This window comes from Agreia sp. Leaf210, assembly GCF_001421485.1.
In the GTDB taxonomy this organism is placed as follows: Bacteria; Actinomycetota; Actinomycetes; order Actinomycetales; family Microbacteriaceae; genus Agreia.
On the sequence record NZ_LMKK01000002.1, the window covers coordinates 825,842 to 843,291 of the forward strand.

Consider the following 17,450-nt stretch of genomic DNA (forward strand, 5'->3'; position numbering starts at 1 on the left):
CGACCCTACGCTTCACGCCCCGAGAGCTGCCCTCGCCTTGGCGTATTTTGCAGCCAGGCGCTCCCTCGTTGGCGCATCGAGCTGGGCCACGCGCCAGTCGGCGGTGTTGTCGGCGATATCGGCCAGCTTCACGGCTCGCACCTGAGGATTCGCGGCGATGGCCGCGTAGTACTGCGCATCGGAAATGTCGTCGCTGCGCGTCATAAGGCGAACCCCCGCAATCACATCGTCGGGAATTCCGGCCTCACGCAGATCATGCTCGGTCACGTCGGTGTCTTCGAGCACATCATGAAGCCAGGCGATCGCCTGCTCAGTCGGCTCGCTCACGCACCCTGCCACGCGCCGGGGATGCTCGATGTAGTTCTGCCCAAGCTTGTCGGTCTGCCCTCGATGGGCGATCGTCGCTATGGCGCGCGCCGCGCTCACCACCGGGTCGTCGATTCGGGAGTCGGTCATAGCTGCAGACTACCGAGCAGCCGCCGACAGCGGTCGCTGTTGCATGAGCGCACAGGCCGCGCTCCATGTCTTCGCTTCGCACGGGCAGCAACGGTGTCAGATCCGTGCGCTGTCTGGCACGTCGAAGGCCAGCAGTGCTGCGACAGCACCCAGCAGAACCCCCGTGGCACGTCGTTGTCAGGTCGCCCAACGAGGGCGACGCGCGAGCACGCTGGCGATAGACCCCGCAGCGACGACAATGAGCGCATTCACGGTGAGACTCACGCCGATCTGGAGCAGTCCGAGACAGAGACCCTGCGCCACCGGAGACCCGCGCTGAGTATCAATGAACTGCGGGATGACGGTCAGGTACATGATCGCGACCTTCGGGTTGAGCAGGTTGGTGACCAGACCCATGCGAAAGAGGCGACTGCAGCTGTCCCGCGGCAGGTCGCGGATCCCGAAGACACCTCGCCCGTGTGGTCGCAGGGCCTGCCAGGCGAGGTAGGCGAGGTATACGACTCCCGCGGCCTTGAGCCCGATGAACAGCCACGGCACGGCAACGAACACTACGGCCAAGCCCAAGTTGGCTATCAGCATGTACACAACGAAGCCCACACCCGTGCCCGCCAGGGAGATGAGACCGGCCCGACGCCCTTGGCCGATGCTGCGTGACGCGAGGTAGATCATGTTCGGTCCCGGGGTGAGAACCATCGTCAAGGCCGTGACGACCATGGCGACGGCAGCCGTCGCCGAGACGGGCGAAGTGAGGAAGATATGAGGCATATCCACACCATGATGTAATGCCTTTATGCACCTCAACCCTTACGGCGAGTATGCCGTCCTCCTCGCCCAGTCGCTCGCGAACGATTGGCCCGGCAAGCGAAAAGAGGTCGTCGAGCGAACACGAGAATTCGGCATGACGATGCCTTTTCCCGAGCAGGCAGACGACTACGTCCGTTGCCGGGCGGTAGTTGATGCGTGGTTGACCGTCGTCGACGCAGCCACAGCAGACGATCGGGCGGCCATTCTCAACGAGCAGATGGCCACTGCTTCGGCCTACCCGCGCTTGACCGATCACAATGGCGAGGGCTGGCACCTGCACTACCGCGACGTCGACAACGATCTACCGCGCGTGCTCCAGGCTGTCTTCATGGTCGGCACCGCTCTTCACCTGACCACCCGCGGCATGACCCGCCTCGGGCGCTGCGCCGCGGATCCATGCACGAATGTGATCGTGGACGTGTCTCACAACGGCACCCAACGGTACTGCTCACCCCGTTGCGGAAGCAGGGATGCGGTCAGGCGTCATCGAGCCCGACTGCAGCGCGCCTGATCCGCCTCACCGATGTTCGGCTGACGTGCACGATGCCGCTCCGGTTTCGCGTCCTGGCGAAAAGCCACGGCGAGAGGGAACGGTGGCCAATCACCGCAGTGTGACTGCTAAACATGACCACATGACGAGAAGCGCACTCGAAGAAGAACTGATTCGGCAGGATGTCTTCCGTTGGCTCGATCAGAAGCTCGCGACGGGCGCATCGGAGGTTACGCGCGAGGAGCTCCGAAACTACACATTCGGCACCGAGAACATCCCACTCGTAGACACAGCCCGGGGCATCCGGAACCCCGCTGACTTCGAGTCAACGCTGTCGATCTTGACGAGTATCAAGAGTCCGTACGCCGATGCCTTCACATCCGACGGCTTCGTTCACTACTCGTACCAAGCTCGGAAGGGCGGTGACAACAAAAAGCTACGCCGGGCCTTCGAAACCAGAGCACCACTCCTCTACCTCCACGCCGTTAGGCCAGGCGCATTCGTTCCCTATTACCCGGTTTACGTCGAGGCCGATGATCAGGAGAGACGCCAGTTTCTGATCTCGTTGGATCCCTCGCTTCACTTCGTGAAGGACCCTCTGAATCTAGATGCCGATGAACGCAGCTACGCCGAGAAGCTCGTAAGAACCCGCCTGCATCAGCCGCTTTTTCGGGCGCGTGTTATGCGGGCATACGCGACAACGTGCTCGATCTGCCACTTGAAACACGCTGATCTACTGGATGCCGCACACATCATCGCGGATTCCGATGCCGATGGCATGGCCAGGGTCACGAACGGACTGGCGCTATGCAAAATTCATCACGCCGCATACGACCGCAACCTCCTCGGCATCACACCGGACTACGAGGTGAGGATCGACCGCGAGCTGCTTGACGAGATCGATGGCCCGATGTTGCGGCACGGGCTGCAGGACATGCACGGCCTTAAGCTGACGCTTCCGAGGCGACCAAGCGAGCGCCCGTCACGCGAGTCGCTCGCCAGGCGATTCGCGGAGTTCAGCGTGTGAAGCTCATGGCTAGCGTGACGGGCTACCCGTTCCTGCAGCATCGCAAATACCGTCGAGGCCGCGGCCAGCGGACACCGTTCCTAAGATCTCAGGCCTTCTGTAGCTTCGACATTACTGCTCGATGGGCGTTAGATCATTCATAGCTTGACAACCTCCACCGGGCTGATCGAATGATCCGAGCAATATCTTTCGAGGTACCCACGCTTCTTGACGTAGCCGAGACGTCTCGCATCAGGCGCCTGTCTCCGAGCCCAGCCCAAAGAACCGTTCGAAGAAGGCGCCGAGTCTCTGGATCACGCGCTGTTTCTTCTCACCGTGACCGCCATCGGCAGCGAACCGCGAGACAGGTGGCAGCACCTTCGTAATCGCGGTGCCACCGGTGCGGATCTGCCCATCTCGAAACGCAGCCTCAACGAAGACGCGAGTTTCATCCGAGCGAAGATTCTCTTCGGTGATGATCGTCTCGAGTTCAGCTTCACGCTTAGCTGCGATGAATGCCTGCCACTCCTCATCGATCTCACCGTCGACAGAGAGGGAATCAACGAAGTCCTCAATTAGGTCCTTCTTGTTACGCAAGCTGGGGCTAGAGTCAACGGCGCGCGAGATCTCGGCGCGAATCTCCTTGTCATCGCCATCGCCGTGTTCGTCGCGGTACTTCTGGACGAGCATGAGGATGTAGTCAACGTTGATTTCGACTTGCTTGATCAGCTCGATCTCGAAGACGATGTCGTCGTTGATCTGCTCCTTGTCGCCATCCGTAACCCTGCGGAACTCGGCATACAGGTTTAGGTAGATACTGCGGTAGTCCTGCGCTTGGCGGTCAGTCAGAATCTCATGTCCGGTGAACTCGTCGAACGAGGTGAGGATATTTTGCAGGCGCAGGATCGCGCCGAACAGCGCGATGAACTCCTTCTGCGCAGCCTCTCCGATGATCGGCTGGCCTAGAGGGAAGGCGGAGAGTAGTTCCGTGACTTTCTCTGAGTAGTCGTTGAAATATTCGCCGTAGGGCTTCAATATCACGACGCCGCGAGCATCCTTGTTACCGAACAGGGCGATCGCATCGTTCGTGGCATCCTCAAGGTCCCGAAAAGTCACGATGTTGCCGTAGGTCTTCACCGAGTTCAGGATGCGGTTCGTGCGCGAGTACGCCTGAATGAGCCCGTGAGCGCGAAGGTTCTTGTCGACGAAGAGAGTGTTCAGCGTGGTGGCGTCGAATCCGGTGAGGAACATGTTGACGACGATGACAAGGTCGATCTCTCTGTTCTTCAGGCGCAGAGAGAGGTCTTTGTAGTAGTTCTGGAACTTGTCGGCTGACGTGTCGTAGCTCGTGCCGAACATGCCGTTGTAGTCCTGGATGGCATCTTCCAGGAAGGAACGAGCATCCATGCTCAGCGCTCCGGTATCAAAGCCTTCCTCGTCGAGGGCTCCGTCTTCAACGGCGTCGTTCGCGCCGTAGGAGAAAATCAGCCCAACCTTCAGCTTGCGGTCAGAGGGGAGCTTCTCCTGTTGGAGCTGGAAGTGGTTGTAGTAGACACGAGCAGCATCGATGGATGCGGTCGCGAAGAGGGCGTTGAAGCCGCGAACTCGCTTGTCGCCGAGCGTGTAGTGCTGAGCCCGCTTAGTTTTCTGGTCAAAGTGCTCCAGCGTGTAGGCCACGACCTGACTGATCCGCTCCGGTGCAAGCAGCGCCCTCTCTGTGTCGATCGACGAGACCTGCTTGTCGATTACGTTGCCCACTTTGACGGTGTTGACGTAATCGATGCGGAAGGGCAGCACGTTCTTGTCGCTGATCGCATCCACGATCGTGTAGGTGTGCAGCTTCTGGCCAAATGCCTGCTCAGTTGTCTTCAACTTCGGATTGCCGCCACTGCCCGAGTTGGCTGCGAAGATCGGTGTTCCGGTGAAGCCGAACAGGTTGTATCGCTTGAACGCTTTCGTAATGGCGGTGTGCATGTCACCGAACTGCGAACGGTGGCACTCGTCGAAGATGATCACTACGTGGCCGTCGTAGATAGCGTGGCCCTTGTTTGCACCGATGAACGTCGACAGCTTCTGGATCGTCGTGATGATGATCCGCGCGCCGGGATCTTCGAGCTGTTTTTTCAGCACCGCGGTCGAGGTGTTCGAGTTCGCTGCGCCTTTCTCGAACCGGTCATACTCCCGCATTGTCTGGTAGTCGAGGTCCTTACGGTCCACGACGAAAAGCACCTTGTCGACAGATGGAAGCTTCGAGGCCAACTGCGCGGCCTTGAACGACGTTAGGGTCTTACCCGACCCCGTCGTATGCCACACGTAGCCACCGGCAGCGACACTGCCGAGCTGCTTGTAGTTGGTGGAGATGTCAATCTTCTGCAAGATCCGCTCGGTACCAACTATCTGGTACGGGCGCATCACCAACAGCATCTTGTCTGCGGTCAGCACGCAGTACTTCGTCAGGATGTTCAGCAGAGAGTGCTTGGCAAAGAACGTCTTCGCGAACGCCGCGAGATCCGTGATCGGCTTGTTCTGCGCATCCGCCCACCATGACGTGAACTCGAACGAGTTCGACGTCTTGCGCACTCGCTTCGAGCCAGCAGCCTCGCTCAGACGCTGGCGACGAGTCGTGTTGGAGTAGTACTTCGTCAGCGTGCCGTTACTGATCACGAAGAGCTGCACATACTCGAAGAGACCCGAACCTGCCCAGAAGCTGTCGCGCTGGTAGCGGTCTATCTGGTTGAAGGCTTCGCGGATATCAACGCCGCGCCGCTTCAACTCGATGTGCACCATCGGTAAACCGTTGACCAAGACGGTGACGTCATAGCGATTCGAGCGAGCCGCACCACCGTCGCCTTGATCGATCGCGTACTGGTTAATCACCTGCAGTCGATTGTTGTGGATGTTCTGCTTATCGATCAGCAGGATGTTCTTCGTCGAACCGTCATCACGCTTCAGCAGTTGAACGTGATCCTCCTGGACGCGCACCGTCTTCTCGACAATGCCATCATTCGCACCGGCGACGCGCTCGGTGAAGAACTGTAGCCATTCGGAATCCGAGAAGATGATGCCGTTCAAGGCCTCAAGCTGGGTGCGCAGGTTGGCGACGATGTGCGTCTCGCTGGCGATCGGAAGGTACTCGTACGCCTGGGACTTGAGCAGGCGAATCAACTCGTTCTCAAGATCTGCCTCCGACTGATACGCAGTCTCGGCTCTAGCATCAGGGACGTACTCAGCAACGACCGTGCTCTCGGCTGATAACGCGATCGGATCATATTTCCGTGGAGTCGAATCACTCATGCAGATATCTCCTCAAACGTGAGGAGGTTGTCACGATAGTACTGATACTGCTTGCGACGAGCAGCGAGCTCTGCAGGGAGACCGATGCTGAGGTCGTTCACCAGAGCATCGAATCTATCGAGAGCCAAAACAATTCGCTGTTGCTCGTGAATCGAGGGCACGGGGATGCGTAGCCGGTTTAGGACAGTTTGCGTCTGGCTCGGGACGCCTCCGGCTTGATTCATTTGGCCAAGGCCCATCGTGAGCAACTGGTGAAAAAGGAACTTCGGCTCGATCTGGGATGCGTCTACCTCAGTGCTGAAAATCGTGTCTACGTTCCAAAATGGGCCCTCGACAAAAAACAAGTTGCCAAGCGACCCCTTACGAGGAATCAGAACCGACGGCCCTCGCGCTGCCGCGGTGTCGGCATAACGCATAATGCCGCCGCTGCCATAAACCGGGATATCGCCGTCACTAAGCGCTTTATGATCCTTACCGTTTCTAATACGCACAACTTCGCCGAGCATTCTGAAGTCCGTTGTATCTGCCTTAAACGTCAGCAGCTCTGAACGGTAGTGCTCGTATTGGCGGCGGCGGGCTTCTAGCTCCGCTTCCAGCTCCGCTTTCAGCTCCGCTTCCAGCTGAGTGAACTGATCCAGGATTCTCACGATCTCCCGCTGCACCTCAAGAGCTGGCACCGGTATTCGGAGTTTTAGAAAGTCTTCTCGATGAAGCCGCTTGTGACTATTTGTGCTCCCCGTAACTGTTCCTGAGAGCCAGCTCATCTTCGTCAGGACGAAGTAATACATGTACCGCAGTTCCAGGACGCCCTGGTCAGGCTCAATTGGATAGAACTCAGGCGAGCAATACGAGTTCAGTGGGACGGATTCAAGCGGCCAAACACGTGGAATATGCGGATTCAGTTTTGACACAAGAACGCAAGGGCCTCCAAGCCGGGTCTTTGCGGAGCCAACCTCGATCCCCACGAGCTTCTCTGGCGACTTGCTCTGATCGAATGAGGGCAAGCTGAAGACCGTCACAGTCTCGTTTCCCATTGCAGAGGGTTGAACGTTACGGCCAAGGATCGCAGCGACCTTGCCTAATGGCAAATGCGGCACGCCGTCGGGCGCAAGTTCCGATATCAGTTCATCGATGCGGCTCACTGCGTGCCCTCCAGATCCGCGACGATCTCGTCGATGGAGGTGCGAAGTTCGGCCTGCCGCGCGACGATACGAGCAATCTCGGTGTTCAGTTCAGTGATGTCAACAGCCACCCGAGTGTCTTCGGCCACGACGTAAGACGACACCGCGATGTTGTACTCGTTGGCTGCGATGTCTTCGTTCGCGACGACCTTGGCGAAGTACTCCGCATCATCTCGCGTGGTGAACGCGTCGAGAATCTTTGCTTGATTCGCTTCTGCGAGCTTGTTCTTGTTGCCGGTGCGTTTGAACTCCACTGAGGCATCGATGAAGAGAACTGCGTTGTCGTTCTTGGACTTCTTGAGCACGATGATGCAGGTCGCGATTGTGGTGCCGAAGAATAGATCTGGCGGCAATTGGATGACGGCGTCTACGTAGTTGTTGTCGATCAGGTACTTGCGAATCTTGGCTTCCGCTCCCCCGCGGTAGAGAACGCCGGGGAACTCAACGATCGCCGCAGTGCCGTTGACCGCTAGCCACGACAAGATGTGCATCGTGAAAGCCAGGTCAGCCTTCGACTTTGGCGCAAGCACTCCGGCCGGGGCAAACCGTGGATCGTTAATCATCAGAGGGTTCGCGTCGCCGTCCCACTTGATCGAGTAGGGCGGGTTAGAAACGATCGCTTCGAACGGTTCTTCGTCCCAGTGCGCCGGGTCGGTAAGGGTGTCTCCGTGAGCGAGATTGAACTTCTCGTAGTTCACGTCGTGCAGGAACATGTTGATGCGGGCGAGGTTGTAGGTGGTCAGGTTGATTTCCTGCCCATAGAAGCCCTGTCGCACATTACCTTTGCCGAGGACCTTGTCGAACTTCAGCAGCAGCGATCCGGAACCGACGGCGGGGTCGTAGACCTTGTTGACCTGGGTCTTGCCGACCACGGTGATGCGGGCAAGGAGTTCTGAGACCTCTTGCGGCGTGTAGTACTCACCACCGGACTTACCTGCACTTGAAGCGTACATCTGCATTAGATACTCGTAGGCGTCACCGAACAGGTCGATGGCATTTTCGTCGAAGTTGCCGAGTGGAAGATCGCCGATTGCGTTAAGAAGTTTAACGAGCTTCTCGTTGCGCTTGGCGACGCTGTTTCCGAGCTTTGAGCTGTTCACGTCGAGGTCGTCGAACAGGCCCTTGAGGTCATCTTCACTGTCGCTACCGACGGCCGAACCTTCGATGTTCTTGAAGACTCGCGCGAGCGTCTCATTCAGATTCGCGTCTTGCGGTGCGGCCCTTCGCACGTTGCGAAAGAGCTCCGACGGAAGAATGTAAAAACCCTTCTCATCGACCGTGTCCTTTCGACCGTGTTCCGCCTGAGAGTCGGGTAGCTTTGCGTAATCAAATCCTTGGTCACCCGCCTCGTGCTCGCCGGCATTTATGTAAGTGGCGAGGTTCTCCGAGATGAACCGGTAGAACAGCATGCCGAGCACGTAAGACTTGAAGTCCCATCCGTCAACGGAGCCTCGAAGGTCATTCGCGATGCGCCAAATTGTCTTGTGAATCTCGGCGCGCTGAGCTTCCTTGGTGGTGGGTGCCATGTTTTTATCTCCTGCGCTTTAGAGCGCGGTCATGTGGTGTTCGCGTAGTTCATTCACGATAGCGGTGCGAACCTCTAGCGGTTCATCGGCGCACCTCAGCCATGAAGGCCGTTTGTGTCCGGGAGAGATGCCCACCGACTGTTCGCGGTTATCAGATCCAAACGCACAACGAGGCTGCCGAATAGTCTCAGTACCGCCAGTGGGACTGGCCTCAAAATAGGTCTCAGCCAGGACCCTTCAACAACCGCTCCAACCCCGCCTCATTCACAATCGTGATCCCATAGTCACGCGCCTTCCGCGCCTTACCCGACAGCGAATCCGGGTCGGACGCGACCACCAGCTTCACCTTCTTCGTGATCGCCGGCCGCGGCTCAAAACCTCGCTGCTCCAACTCCCGATGCCAGTCCTCACGACTGCGCCGCATGTCGCCCGTCAGAACCACAAGGTCGCCGACCTCCAGTCGGAATGCGCCTGCCACTCGCGGAGAAGCCGAACCCTGAGAACCGACTGAACCATTAGCATCCACAGGCGCTGCATGCCTGCCGACGCTCTTCGCTGGCGGCTCAACCGCTGCTGCTACGTAGACGGCCGGCAGCCCCAGAAGAGTGGCAACGGCAGTGAGGTCGGCGATCTCATCGAGCGTGAGAACGCCGTCGGCCCATGCCACGTTGACCACAGCCTCGAAGTACTCGATGTGCAGACGTTCACACGTTGATCGGCTGATGCTCAGCTCGTCGGCGAGGCGAACGAGCGCGTTCGCCTCGTGCACCGACAGCTGGCGATCGAGCAGACACTGGTCAAGCAGAGCCCAGTAGTTCTGGTGCTCGGCCGGTCCGCCGAACTCGGGCAGCTTGTCGGCGATGCGCTGCAGGAATGTCGATGTGTTGCTTGAGGCCGCGGTCGCCTCCCGTGCTCGCCACACTTCGTCGAGAACGGTCTGCTTGGAGAGCACGGGCCACACGGCGTCGAGTGCACGGTCGAGACTGTCGTTCCACAGTTCGGATCCCTCCGACGCCGCGATGTACTCGCCGAGCAGGCGGGCTGTGGCCGACGCGTCAACGCTGGCCCGGTGAGCATTCTCTAGGTCGATGTCGAAGGCGGCACAGCAATCGGCAAGCGAACGCCCCGCGCCGGGAATGAAGTCTCGAGCAAGCTGCATCGTGCAGAGATGCTCGATGTCCAGGGCGGATGCCTGCGGATACCCCGACCGCGCCAGCTCGGCCAGCAGAAAGCGCAGATCGAAGCTGGCGTTGTGTGCGACGAGCACGCGGCCGCCCAGCAGATCGACGAGATGCGGGGCGATGGCTGCGAACGTGGGCGCATCTAGAATGTCGGCCGATCGGATGCCGTGGATGTGCTGCGCTCCGAGGTCTCGCTGCGGATTGACCAGCGTCTCCCACCGGCCGGTCACGCGCCCGGAATCGTTGACGTGCACGACGGCAACCTCGACAACGCGGTCGTGCCCACCGGGGAAAAGCCCGGTCGTTTCGAAGTCGAGAACGGCGAAGCCTGGGCCGGCCATGGTGGAACCTCCTGGTTGATACCTATTCGAACGTATCGGAATGGTGTGCGCGCGTGACAGCCCTCGAACGGGGTGAGGTCAGCGGCGACTTGGAAATACTGCACCCGATGAGCAGGTGACACCGTAGGTTGGGACAGACCGACTCGCGTTCGGCCTCATTGGTCGCGTGAAGCGCAATCCTCTTCGGCCGTGTTCGGCCCAATGCTGCTCAACCGAATCCCCTAGATTGCTGACATGCCCAAACGAGTACTAGAACAGCACTTAGCCGTCTTCGGGGAAAGCGGGAGCGGCAAAAGTGTCCTAATCTCCTCCTTCTACGGGCTTATGCGCGAGAGACAAACGCAGGAGCGGACACGGCTCGACGTGGTGGCAGATGACGCCGGTCAGGGAGATAGACTCTTTCAGAACTAGCTCGGCATGGGACGCGATGGGCAGGTTCCTTCGGCAAATCGGTTCTCATCGACCCCCTACTCCTTTACCGCTCGGCTCAAATACCGACCCGACTCGAAGAAGTCGGCTGACTATGACGGCATCCGACTCGTGTGGCACGACTACCCGGGCGAGTGGTTTCATGAATCACCAAGTGGCCCCGAAGAGGACCAGCGTCGCGCCGACACGTTCCGCTCACTGCTGGCATCGGATGTCGCACTCGTCCTCGTCGACGGAGAAGAGCTCAAGAGGAATGCGGGCCGCGAGGAAGAGTACCTGAGACTCTTGTTTACCAATGTCCGAAATGGTCTCCTGCCGATCGTGGAGGACCTGCTGGAGAGCGGCAAACCTCTCGCGCGATTCCCTAGAATATGGATGTTTGCATTATCGAAGTCCGACGTACTTCCCGAGATCGAGGTAGCGGACTTCCGAGATCTCGTTGTCCTGAAAGCTGCGCACGAGGTCGGACAGCTTCGGAACCTACTTAAGCAGGTGGTCCTCGGCAATGAGGCACTGTCGGTCGGCGAAGATTTTGTATTGCTCTCGTCGGCGAAATTTACACCGGGGGCGATTGAGTTTTCACATCGGGTGGGGGTCGACCTCATCATGCCAATCGCAAGCGTGCTGCCTCTTGAGCGCTTCGTGCGCTGGGCCGATTCTCGCAACCTGCGAGGAAAAGTCGCCGAAACACTCCTCGGCCAGGCAAGCGCGCTCGCCGGCGTTGTCGCCGTGTTGGTCGGTTTTATCGGCCGAGCCGCCAGGCTTCCGGGGCCGGTGGGCGCCGTCGCTGCATTCATATCGTCCGTGATCTCTAAGGAAATGATCGAGAAGGCCGCGAATCTTGCCGGAGTCAAGCTTCGGGAAGCCAATGCTGAGGCCGTGGCGAAGGGAGACTACCTTCGTGCCGCGCTGACTCAGTTTGGAGTTGATCTAGAAGAGGGCGAGGAGCGAGAGGTCTTGCTGCGGAGCCGAAGATGAGATTGATTTGGGCGACGCGAGGCCGGACCTGGGGATTTCGATTCCTACGACGGGGTGGTTTGACCGACCCTCTGCCTACTTACAGCCTGGCCTTCGCCGAGTTCGAAGGTATGACGCACGTGTGGAATCGAAGCGGCGACATGACTGCATTGCGGTTTGAAGATCCACTCGGCAGGAAGGATCGCGCAGGAAGAGTCGTGCCTCATGACTTCGTGGTCTTCGGCGACCTCCCTGCTCAGGTTAATTCAGTCTCGTCGGGCATCAATGACATATGGCCGATCGTCGAGGCAGAGTACGCCCGAAACTACGACTCGCTGGAGCCTCACATAAGCGACGACTGAACGTTCGGCGCTCTGTCCTCACGACTCGCCCCGCAACCCATGACGATTGTGACCAAGCCGAATCCCCTGAGCTGTCGAGTGCTACTACAGTGCGGATTCAAGCAAGAGCTACCTGGACAGATAGTTTTCTTCGCTGCTCACTCGAAGAAATCGGCGTCGATTTCGACCGAAGCATAGGTCTGACGCACTTGGACGCCAACCCGGTACTTGATCATCAACGCCACAAGCCGTTGGCCGTCAATCAGGATGACCCTCGATTGGACATTCTTGGCATAGTCGATCGCGCCGGGCGTGAAAGCGCTCGTGGTGAGAAACACACCGCGCGTTGCACCGAATCCGTGAAGTGCGCCCACGAAAGCCTGAATAGTCTCGCGTCCGATGTTGTTGCCGTCCTTATACCGTTTGGCTTGGACATAAATGCGATCGAGACCCAAAGCATCCTGATCGATGATTCCATCGACGCCTTCGTCGTTGGGGCCGCCAATCCTCTTGCCTCGTTGTTCCGCGCCCCCATACCCCATTGCTAAGAGCAAATCCACAACTGCTTGCTCGAAAAAGTCGGGGTGGCTTTCTCGAAGGCGGGACAGCAACTCTTCGCCGACCTCTTCCTCAATGCGATTTATTCCATCTTCGATCTGCTCTACCGGGTCGAGGACATCGACCGCGATTGTGATGGTGTCGCCCGATGCGTCCGCGCCTGTATGCCGGCGGCGAGTATCAGGCCAAAAAGGGGCAAAGAACTCGCGAGCTTGCGCGTAGTCAAACCCTCCCGGGTGCTGCTGGAGCCCACGACGGCCAGCATCACTGATGGCGTAGTGACCGCGCGATGGTCGTTCTATCCATCCGGCCTTCAGGGCGTTGCTCAACGCCCACCCCATTCGTTGTTCGTAGCGGTACCCACCGGAGCTCAGCGTCTCAGCTCGGGCATCGGCGCTCAGACCGGCGAAATCGGCTGCGGCGTCAAACACATCTTTCCGGTGCAGGGTCCCGCCGCTCGACAAAACCTTGAGGACCGGGACGACAAGCGCTGGCCAGATCGGAACGGTCGAAACGGGCTCATCTGCGGGGATAGACACACCACTACTGTGCACCATCCACACGCCCCTGCGGGGCACATTCGATGCTTTTGAAGGGGTGGCGAGGTACGACCCCACCGAGCCCGATAGTGGCGTCCGGATCGGCACACACGCCTGCTTCATCGCGCCAAGGCTAGGCGCTTCCTACGCGCTGCCGAAGGCCAAAGCCGCGACGACGTGTGCATGCGCCAAGCGTTGCGTATATAAGCTCGACGATTTACGGAACCCAAATCTCGATGATGCCTCAAAGTGGCTATATAGGGCCCGCTCGGCCAGAGGCTGGAAATTTTCAGTCCACCGAGTAGTCTCTCGGCGAGAGTTTCAAAGTCAACGAGCTGGCGCCAGGGCTGCGCCGCACGAACCTCGTCATAGGCATGAGCGTCGGGGGCGATCCCGCCGAGGCAGCTATGGGAGCGGTTCGGCTCGCCTTGCCGCCCGACGACGGGCCCACCGGAGCTCTTTGGTCGTGGGGCGGTACGCGCGCGCTCTGGTGGCCCAGGGCATCCAATTAGCTTCTTGAGAATGCTTCTCGATAAGCTCAGTTGCCGCTTACCGACGACTTGCAAGGATCACCATGCCCGCACGCCCGCTCCTCTACTCCGCCCTGGCCGCCACCTCCCTCCTCCTTCTGTCCGGCTGCACCACAACAACGTCAGCCGCCCCAACAACCCCCGCCGACCACAGCTGGCTCGTCACCGCCGACGCCACGGCGAAAGAGCTCTACATCAACAACGCCGGCACGGGTGAGAACACCGACACCCTCAACGGCATCACCCTGGGCACCCACGCCGGATCCGTGCAACTCGGCGGCGGGCGGATCGCCTTCATGGATGAGTCCAAGCCTCAGCTCGATGTCCTCTCCATCGACTCGAGCGGCAAGGCCACCATCGATCAGCACTATGCGATCCCGAATGACGATGCGCGCTGGAAGCGTGCCGGCTGGCTGTCTACCGACACGAGTCGGCGCTATGTCGCCATCGGCTCGGACTTCGACGACTCCACCGACCAGCGCGTCACCGTCGTCGACCTTGAGAAGGACACAGAGCAGACAGCCGACATCACCACCTCCGAGGTGACGCTCGCCACCACAGGTGAGACCGGAACCGAAGAGGTCGAGACCTTCCTCGTCGGCGATCCGCTGCGCCTCGTCGTCACCGCCGGCGGCCACCTCGACGCCTACTCCGTGTCGGCGATTATGGGCGGCGACGCACACCCGACGCCCGTCGCCACGACCCCACTCAACGCCTACCCGCACGGCCCCATCGTCAACGCCGACGGAACCGTGATCGGCTCCGATCTCGCCACCGGTGTGCAGACCGTCGGCGTCACCGACACCGGATTCGTGGACTCCCAGTTCTCGTCGTACCCGCAGGCGAGCGTCGAGAGCTACCGGCCGCGCATGGCCCCGGATGGCGCGACCGCCGTGGGCGCGCAAGCCGGGGCCACAGAGAAAGACGCCGGGTGGAACACTATCCCCGCCTACCTCACGAGCGCATCCACGGCATCCGGCAAGCTGACGTCGGTGAGCCTGGGCAGCGGCTTGTTCACCCGCGTCGCCGTCACGCCACAGTTCACCGCCGTCGCGCTTACCTCCGGCTCCGGCGACTCGCTCGTGCTCGTGAAGAAGGGCGACGACGGCGCCTTCAACGGAGAGCAGACCACCGTGGCGCTCGACCCCCTCAAGAACGGCCCCGTCGTCGGCCAGCCGGCAGCGAAGGCATCCCTTCGCTTCACCGCGGCAACAGACGACGGCAGTAGCGTCTTCGTGACCCGCGGTGGCGAGGGCCAGATCACGCAGATCGACACCTCGACCTCGAAGCCCTCGGTGACGCGCACGATCACCGTTCCCTCCGACCTCTCAGACGGCGGATATCTGACGACCGTCGACTCCGCGGTGAAGCCCTACGACCTCAGCGGCCGCTGACCGGGAGCCACCGCCGATTAGTGGGCACAGTCCAGCAATTCAAAGCGCGTTTGCGTGTGCGCTAGGCAACCGCAACTGACCGTCCACCTTTCGGGGTGAGGGTTGAGCCGTCATTCCCTTCCGTCACCCAGCGGAGACGAACCCCGGCGGCATCTTGCCCGTGCCTGCCGACACCCCGAAAAGCACTACTGCCTACCCGAAAGCAGGAACGCGCACCATGAGCTCGAGCAAGCCCGAAAAGAACGCCCCCGACGTCACGCTGAATGCGGCGCCTCCCCTCGACAAGTCCAAGGCGTATCACGCCGATGTGCAGCCCGGCCTGAGTCGGCGCACCATCCTTCTCGGCGGGGCGGCCGCCATTCTCGCGGGAGTGGCCGCCGCATCCGGGCCGGGAGGGTTCGGCGAGAGGGCGGCAGCTGCATCCGGTCTCGCGACCAGCGCCCGAGCCGGGGCGACCAAGTCGATCAACGATGTGAAGCACGTCGTGATCTTGATGCAAGAGAACCGCTCGTTCGACCACTATTACGGCACCCTGCGCGGCGTTCGCGGCTTCGGCGACAAGCAGATGGTGGAGTATCCGGGCGGCGGCAACGCGTTCGCCCAGCCAGACCCGACGAGGCCGGATGGCGGGGTGATGCTGCCGTTCCCTCTCGACAGCACCCACTTCAACGCGCAGAACGCCGGCGGCCTCGACCACTCGTGGGGCGGCGGCCACACCGCCTGGAACAAGGGCGCCTGGAACAACTGGGTCGCGGCCAAGAGCCAGCAGACCATGGGCTACTTCACCCAGGAAGACCTGCCGTTTCACCACGCGCTCGCCTCGTCGTTCACGATCGCCGACCACTATCACTGCTCGGTGATCGGCCCGACTACGCCGAACCGCCTCTACCAGTGGACGGGAACCATCAACCCCGAGGGCGACCACGGCGGCCCCGCCACCGACAACCCCGACGACTACAAGCCCGTCTTCACCTGGGGCACCTACCCCGAGCGACTGCAGAAGGCCGGTGTCACCTTCAAGACCTACTCCAACAACGAGATCGGCGACGACGGCACCCACCCCTACGTCGGCGACTACGGCGACAACCCCCTCTGGCTGTTCCAGAACTACCACGATGCGCTGGCCTCGAAAGACCCCGCGGTGCGCGACCTCGCCCTGCGCGGCGGCCTGAATGACGGCTGGCTGCCCGACTCGGGTCGCGGGCTCGACGTCACGTATCTGCTGAGCGAGTTCGGCAAGGATGCGGCGTCGAACACCCTGCCCGCGGTCTCGTACGTCGTCGCTCCCTACGGCTACAGCGAGCACCCGGCCGCGAGCCCAGACTACGGAGCGCACTACACGAACGCGGTCGTGCAGGCCCTGATGAGCAACCCCGACACCTGGGCGAACACCGTGCTCATTCTCAACTTCGACGAGAACGACGGCTACTTCGACCACATGCTGCCCCCGCTCGCCGAGCCCGGCACGGCCGGCGAATACGTGGATGGCCTGCCGATCGGCTACGGCACCCGGGTGCCGCTCACCCTGGTCTCGCCCTGGAGCCGCGGCGGCTGGGTCAACTCGCAGGTGTTCGACCACACGTCAGTCATCCGGTTTCTCGAAACCTGGACGGGCGTGCACGAGCCCAACATCTCGTCGTGGCGACGCACCATCTCGGGCGACCTCACCTCGTGCTTCGACTTCGCGAACCCCGACTTCTCGCTGCCGACCGCCGCCGAGGTGCCGCCGCTCAGCGTCACGCAGAAGCTCGTCGCCGCCGCAGACGCCGACATGGCGAAGCCCGACATTCGCGAGCCCGCCATCGGCGCGCAGGCAATGCCGGTGCAGGATGCCGGCACGGCCCAGCACCGGCCGCTTCCGTACCGGCAGCACGCCAACGTCGAGGTCGACCGGGCCGCCGCCACGGTGACGCTCACCATGCAGAACACCGGACACCAGGGCTTCTCGCACCAGGTCTTCGCCAACGCGCAGCTGCCGTTCGAGTCGACGCCCTTCACGCTGGCCACGGGCAGCTCCGCCACCTACGTCTGGAATGCTGCGGCCACCGGTGGCGCGTACGACTTCAGCGTGTACGGGCCCGACCGGTTTCTGCGGCGCTTCGCCGGCACGGTGCGCGCTGCTGGAGCCTCTGGTTCTGCTGGCGCTGCTGGTGCTGTGCCCGTGGTCGCGGGCAATCCCGTGCGGGGCGAGCGCCGGTCGCTGCGGCTCGAGCTCGGAAACGAGGGCGCCGCCCCGGTCACGTACTCCCTCGCGGCGAACGACTTCGTCGAAGAGACGCAGTCGGTCACCGTGGCGGCCGGCCAGACCGAGCGGTTCGCCTGGCCCCTGGATGCCGCGGGTTACTACGACGTGATCATCACCGCCGACACGGGCGAGGGGTTCCGCTACCGCTTCGCGGGGCGCATCGAGTAGGAGGCGGCGT

The 17,450-nt window shown here is 60.9% G+C and carries 13 protein-coding genes; 6 read left to right on the top strand and 7 right to left on the bottom strand.

The features are described 5' to 3' along the window. Positions 1-12 precede the first annotated feature (12 nt). Positions 13-456, bottom strand: coding sequence for a hypothetical protein (locus tag ASE64_RS09880; protein ID WP_055779417.1), 444 nt, complete (start codon positions 454-456; stop codon positions 13-15). A 177-nt stretch (positions 457-633) separates the two neighbouring features. Continuing rightward, entirely contained in the window at positions 634-1,221 is a 588-nt protein-coding gene (locus ASE64_RS09885; protein ID WP_200920178.1) for a LysE family translocator, read from the bottom strand. Positions 1,222-1,246: 25 nt separating this feature from the next. On the opposite strand from ASE64_RS09885, the gene ASE64_RS09890 reads away from it, so the two are divergent. Both ASE64_RS09890 and ASE64_RS09895 read left to right on the top strand, forming a co-directional pair. Beyond that, a complete protein-coding gene (locus ASE64_RS09890) occupies positions 1,247-1,771 on the top strand; it encodes a CGNR zinc finger domain-containing protein (protein ID WP_055779419.1) in 525 nt (174 codons plus the stop codon). Between the two features lie 121 nt (positions 1,772-1,892). Next, a complete protein-coding gene (locus ASE64_RS09895; protein WP_055779422.1) occupies positions 1,893-2,777 on the top strand; it encodes an HNH endonuclease in 885 nt (294 codons plus the stop codon). A gap of 231 nt (positions 2,778-3,008) precedes the next feature. Here the strand turns inward: ASE64_RS09895 and ASE64_RS09900 are convergent, their stop codons facing one another. The 4 genes from ASE64_RS09900 to ASE64_RS09915 form a co-directional block, all read right to left on the bottom strand. After that, positions 3,009-6,050, bottom strand: a complete 3,042-nt coding sequence (locus ASE64_RS09900; protein WP_055779425.1) for a type I restriction endonuclease subunit R — start codon at positions 6,048-6,050, stop codon at positions 3,009-3,011. Next, positions 6,047-7,192, bottom strand: coding sequence for a restriction endonuclease subunit S (locus ASE64_RS17160; protein WP_082466079.1), 1,146 nt, complete (start codon positions 7,190-7,192; stop codon positions 6,047-6,049). The genes ASE64_RS09900 and ASE64_RS17160 overlap by 4 nt, the downstream gene beginning before the upstream one ends. After that, entirely contained in the window at positions 7,189-8,757 is a 1,569-nt protein-coding gene (locus tag ASE64_RS09910) for a type I restriction-modification system subunit M (protein WP_055779428.1), read from the bottom strand. The genes ASE64_RS17160 and ASE64_RS09910 overlap by 4 nt, the downstream gene beginning before the upstream one ends. A gap of 223 nt (positions 8,758-8,980) precedes the next feature. After that, positions 8,981-10,279 (bottom strand): exonuclease domain-containing protein, encoded by a 1,299-nt coding sequence (locus ASE64_RS09915; RefSeq protein ID WP_055779431.1) that lies wholly within the window; start codon positions 10,277-10,279, stop codon positions 8,981-8,983. Between the two features lie 234 nt (positions 10,280-10,513). On the opposite strand from ASE64_RS09915, the gene ASE64_RS17780 reads away from it, so the two are divergent. After that, a complete protein-coding gene (locus ASE64_RS17780) occupies positions 10,514-10,690 on the top strand; it encodes a helicase HerA domain-containing protein (protein WP_235480560.1) in 177 nt (58 codons plus the stop codon). 6 nt (positions 10,691-10,696) lie between these two features. Beyond that, complete coding sequence (locus tag ASE64_RS09920) at positions 10,697-11,686, top strand: ATP/GTP-binding protein (protein ID WP_235480561.1); 990 nt, start codon at positions 10,697-10,699, stop codon at positions 11,684-11,686. A 478-nt stretch (positions 11,687-12,164) separates the two neighbouring features. Here ASE64_RS09920 and ASE64_RS09930 read toward each other — a convergent pair whose 3' ends face one another. Continuing rightward, positions 12,165-13,103, bottom strand: a complete 939-nt coding sequence (locus ASE64_RS09930; RefSeq protein WP_235480562.1) for a restriction endonuclease — start codon at positions 13,101-13,103, stop codon at positions 12,165-12,167. A 574-nt stretch (positions 13,104-13,677) separates the two neighbouring features. Here ASE64_RS09930 and ASE64_RS09935 point away from each other — a divergent pair. Next, a complete protein-coding gene (locus ASE64_RS09935) occupies positions 13,678-15,027 on the top strand; it encodes a hypothetical protein (RefSeq protein ID WP_055779439.1) in 1,350 nt (449 codons plus the stop codon). A 217-nt stretch (positions 15,028-15,244) separates the two neighbouring features. After that, positions 15,245-17,440: a phosphocholine-specific phospholipase C gene (locus tag ASE64_RS09940; RefSeq protein WP_055779442.1), complete on the top strand. Its 2,196-nt coding sequence runs from the start codon at positions 15,245-15,247 to the stop codon at positions 17,438-17,440. The last annotated feature ends 10 nt before the right edge of the window (positions 17,441-17,450 follow it).

Excerpts from the sequence above, each read along its gene's own strand:
- ASE64_RS09880 (WP_055779417.1), bottom strand. The coding sequence starts at position 456 with ATGACCGACTCCCGAATCGACGACCCGGTGGTGAGCGCGGCGCGCGCC.
- ASE64_RS09885 (WP_200920178.1), bottom strand. The coding sequence starts at position 1,221 with ATGCCTCATATCTTCCTCACTTCGCCCGTCTCGGCGACGGCTGCCGTC.
- ASE64_RS09890 (WP_055779419.1), top strand. The coding sequence starts at position 1,247 with ATGCACCTCAACCCTTACGGCGAGTATGCCGTCCTCCTCGCCCAGTCG.
- ASE64_RS09895 (WP_055779422.1), top strand. The coding sequence starts at position 1,893 with ATGACGAGAAGCGCACTCGAAGAAGAACTGATTCGGCAGGATGTCTTC.
- ASE64_RS09900 (WP_055779425.1), bottom strand. The coding sequence starts at position 6,050 with ATGAGTGATTCGACTCCACGGAAATATGATCCGATCGCGTTATCAGCC.
- ASE64_RS09910 (WP_055779428.1), bottom strand. The coding sequence starts at position 8,757 with ATGGCACCCACCACCAAGGAAGCTCAGCGCGCCGAGATTCACAAGACA.
- ASE64_RS09915 (WP_055779431.1), bottom strand. The coding sequence starts at position 10,279 with ATGGCCGGCCCAGGCTTCGCCGTTCTCGACTTCGAAACGACCGGGCTT.
- ASE64_RS17780 (WP_235480560.1), top strand. The coding sequence starts at position 10,514 with ATGCCCAAACGAGTACTAGAACAGCACTTAGCCGTCTTCGGGGAAAGC.
- ASE64_RS09920 (WP_235480561.1), top strand. The coding sequence starts at position 10,697 with ATGGGACGCGATGGGCAGGTTCCTTCGGCAAATCGGTTCTCATCGACC.
- ASE64_RS09935 (WP_055779439.1), top strand. The coding sequence starts at position 13,678 with ATGCCCGCACGCCCGCTCCTCTACTCCGCCCTGGCCGCCACCTCCCTC.
- ASE64_RS09940 (WP_055779442.1), top strand. The coding sequence starts at position 15,245 with ATGAGCTCGAGCAAGCCCGAAAAGAACGCCCCCGACGTCACGCTGAAT.